The organism is Brevibacterium otitidis, from assembly GCF_042429315.1.
In the GTDB taxonomy this organism is placed as follows: Bacteria; Actinomycetota; Actinomycetes; order Actinomycetales; family Brevibacteriaceae; genus Brevibacterium; species Brevibacterium otitidis.
The window spans coordinates 1-1,267 of the sequence record NZ_JBHMAU010000095.1; the positions used below are offsets into that span (position 1 = coordinate 1).

The 1,267-nt window shown below is 57.7% G+C and carries 1 protein-coding gene and 1 pseudogene; one reads left to right on the forward strand and one right to left on the reverse strand.

Features of this window, described 5'->3' with window-relative positions; translation table 11 throughout:
• Positions 1-240, reverse strand: a pseudogene (locus tag ACFFN1_RS13610) (ISL3 family transposase); the annotation flags it as partial.
• A 615-nt stretch (positions 241-855) separates the two neighbouring features.
• Here ACFFN1_RS13610 and ACFFN1_RS13615 point away from each other — a divergent pair.
• Positions 856-1,170 carry a hypothetical protein gene (locus tag ACFFN1_RS13615; RefSeq protein ID WP_376841372.1) on the forward strand — a complete coding sequence of 105 codons (315 nt, stop codon included), beginning with the start codon at positions 856-858 and terminating at the stop codon, positions 1,168-1,170.
• Positions 1,171-1,267: the final 97 nt, after the last annotated feature.

The window sequence follows — 1,267 nt, forward strand, 5'->3', positions numbered from 1 at the left end:
GACCCTCACCTGCAAGATCGTCGGGCGCCACCCCAGCGGAACATGCGACAGCCACCGCACCACAGTGCCCCGAGCTCTGCCCTGGCCTCCGCAGTCATGGCACCAATCATCGGCGTCGACCGGCCGGCAGGCCAACACAACACGCTCAGACTCGACGCACAGCCCGGTCACCTCCAACCCGAGCCCGCCGAGCAAGCAGAAACCAGTCAGATCAGGACAACTGAACGTAGCGTCAAGCACGTCAAGGTCTTCCAGATCAGGCGTACAGGAACCTTCATCATCGGAAGGCCCCGACCCCTTCAACCAGCCGCCACGCCGCAAACCCGAACAGCACTACCTACACCCTCGATTGTGAAGAGCCTCATTGAACTGTCGAGAGAGCCCCGCCAGGGCATACGGCGGCGTATCAGGCGCGTCCAACGCTTTCGCAAGCTTGCGCCGAAGAGCTAGCAGATACTCAAGCTCAGTGCCCTTCGCAGCCGCCTCAGTGATCGAATCAAACACACGTGGCTTACTCCGCTTAGCGGGCAATTTCCGGGCCATGCCGACCCCTTTCTTTGTTTAGAATGTTTTTCACCAGCAGGGAGAGAACGCAATGCCGGTGGGGCGTCTGTGTCGGGCCGGGGACCGGATACCCCCTGCGGCACCGTCCGGCTCACCCATCCAAGTTCCCGCCACCCCTTACCGAGCGAATCGCTCCGTTACCAGACTGTTACCGTCTCCAGCAATCCGCATGCAGGCGCTGATCACTACGTTCAGAACGCAACACCAGTTGTTCGTTCCTCTTGACTTGCCACCGCCGCATTGGTTGGGTGAAATGTGTCACTCGGTACAACCAAGAGAGGAAGAAGATCAATGAATTTTGTATCCGATACCGCTGAGAGGTTGCCGATTGTCGTGGCTACAATTATGGCGTTGGCGCTTTGTCTTTCAGTGCTGGTGGCGCCCTCTTCCGCGAGTGCGAGTGCCCTCAGCGAGGACGACGTTAAGTCCAAGTTGCTTGCACAGCCGGAGACTAGAGAAATCGCAAAGAATCTCGGTGTTTCGCCTGAGACTGTCGCCAACGATCTGGTCACTGAGCTTGGTACTCAGGCCGCGTCGGATGTGGCGAAGTATATTTCCGAGAATGAAATCAACGTCGATAAGAACTGGGCCGAAGCTAAGCCTTGATCCACCGATGTAAGTAGCCGGATCGAGCCGCGTGTGGAATGGAAATGCCCCTCCTGAACTGGGAAAATGGTGATGTTGTAAGTCAACATTCCCGGCC

Bases quoted from the DNA above. Each gene is read 5' to 3' on its own strand.
- ACFFN1_RS13615 (WP_376841372.1), top strand. From the start codon at position 856: ATGAATTTTGTATCCGATACCGCTGAGAGGTTGCCGATTGTCGTGGCT.